The 2,149-nt window shown below is 65.8% G+C and carries 2 protein-coding genes; one reads left to right on the top strand and one right to left on the bottom strand.

All coding sequences use genetic code 11. The annotated features are described in order from the left end of the window. Positions 1-881: hypothetical protein (locus E6J58_20375; protein ID TMB33511.1), on the bottom strand; the 881-nt coding region annotated here is incomplete at its 3' end. 178 nt (positions 882-1,059) lie between these two features. Between E6J58_20375 and E6J58_20370 the strand changes: the two genes are divergently transcribed. Next, positions 1,060-2,149 (top strand): serine protein kinase (locus E6J58_20370; GenBank protein ID TMB33510.1); only part of this gene is annotated, 1,090 nt, incomplete at its 3' end.

The following is a 2,149-nucleotide window of genomic DNA, read 5'->3' as shown; positions in this document are numbered from 1 at the left end:
GCGCGGAACGTGAAATACGCGGCCGGAAGCCAGGCGAGCGCGACGAGGTCCCATCCGGGCTCAAGACGCCGCAGCGCCCGGACCGACCCCCAAAGCCCGAGCAGTCCGAAGGCGGGGGTGGCGACGAGACATACCGCGAGCGGCCAGTACACGAGGTGCTGCAGGCGCGCCCGCAGGGAACCGAAGGAGTCCGCCGCCATCCGGGCGAGCATCGCGTGATCCCGGTCGATGTGGCGTAGAGGCGCGAGCGCGTCCCCGGCGAAGCGCGCATTGACCCAGAGCCAGAACAGGGCCGGTGCGGCGGCGACGGCGCAGAACGCGACGCTGCGAGCGAGGTTGCGCTGACGCAGCCACAGCAGCGCACCGAACAGCGGCACGTACAACCATCCATCGTACCGCACGAGCCCGGCCGCTCCGAGAAGGATCGCGGAGAGGATCACCTGTTCGCGCAGCGCGAGCAGCAACGCGCCGAGGAAGAGGGCGAGGAACACGGCCTCGCTGGCGCCCGTCGCGCTCGCCTGGATGTGCAGCGGCGAAAACGCCAGCGCGACCGCCGCCCAGAAGGCGGCATCGCGTCCGCGTTCGCGCTCCGCCACGCGGTACAGCAGCCAGACGCCCAGAAGGCCGCCAGCGAGCGAAAGGAGCCGCGCCGCGACGACGCGGTCGCCCAGCAGCCGCACGAGCGCGCCGATCAGGGTCAGATGGAGGGGGCCGTACTGCCAGGCCTCCAGATACCCGCGCCAGAGATGAGGGTCCTGCGCCCACCGTTCGGCAAGCTCGATCCGGACCGGCGCGTCGCCGTAGTGCTCGTAGCCGAAAACGATCGGCGCGGCGCGCGCCGCAAGCGCGATGCCGAGGGCGGCGAGCAGCGGCCGCTTCAAGAGTTCCGGTGAACAAAGTTGTGCACTGCGCCGTCCAGCTTTATGCAGTTATCGTGCGCCCTGGAAGTTCTGTCACCCTGCGAGCGGTTTTGTGAAGGTGCATTGCAGGCCCTATGCTGCAGGGCTACGTTCGTCACGTTGCAAACGCGCCCCCGGGCGCCAGAGGGGATGAGTCCAGATGCCGACGCTCCGCGAATCCGGCGACATGAATCTCGTTTCACGTATCGCCGCGCTCCAGGACAAGACGAGCTTCAAGGAGCTCCACTGGGACGGGTCGTTCGAGGACTACCTGAAAATCGTGCGTGAGAACCCGCGGGTCACCCGCACGGCCTTCCAGCGCATCTACGACATGATCCTCAGCCACGGGAAGACGGAGTACATCGACAACAAGAAGCGGCTGATCCGCTACCACTTCTTCCACGACGAGCCGAATGGCGGGCGCGACGCCGTCTATGGCCTCGACGTTCCGCTGATGAAGCTGGTCAATGTCTTCAAGAGTGCTGCGCAGGCGTATGGCACCGAGAAGCGCGTCATCCTCCTTCACGGGCCCGTGGGCTCTTCGAAGAGCACCATCGTGCGGCTCCTGAAGAAGGGCCTGGAGGAGTACTCGCGCACGCCCGAAGGCGCCCTCTACACGTTCTCCTGGGTGCTGGAGAAGAAGCGCGACGACGGCACCGTCCACCGCGAGGTCTTCAACTCCCCGATGAATGAGGACCCGCTGCTGCTCATCCCCGAGGAGTGGCGCGAAAAGGTGTTCGCCGATCTCGCTTCGCCGGACTCCGGTTTCCAGGTCCCGGTGCGCGGCGATCTCTGCCCGGCATCGCGGCTGATCTTCCGCGAGCTGATGACCGAGTACAAGGGCGACTTCGCCAAGGTGATGTCGCACGTTCGCGTGCGGCGCCTCCTGCTCAGCGAGAAGGACCGCATCGGCATCGGCACCTTCCAGCCCAAGGACGAGAAGAACCAGGACTCGACCGAGCTGACCGGCGACGTGAACTACCGGAAGATCGCCGAGTATGGCTCCGACTCGGACCCGCGGGCCTTCAACTTCGACGGCGAGTTCAACATCGCCAACCGCGGAATCATCGAATTCGTCGAAGTGCTCAAGCTCGACGTGGCCTTTCTCTACGACCTGCTCGGCGCGTCCCAGGAGCACCGGATCAAGCCGAAGAAGTTCCCGCAGACCGACATCGACGAGGTGATCATCGGGCACACCAACGAGCCCGAATACAAGAAGCTGCAGAACAACGAGTTCATGGAGGCGCTGC

The organism is Deltaproteobacteria bacterium, from assembly GCA_005879535.1.
GTDB lineage: Bacteria > Myxococcota > Myxococcia > Myxococcales > 40CM-4-68-19 > 40CM-4-68-19.
The sequence above is the reverse complement of the archived record's forward strand: the minus strand, read 5'-3'. Positions and strand labels throughout refer to the sequence as shown.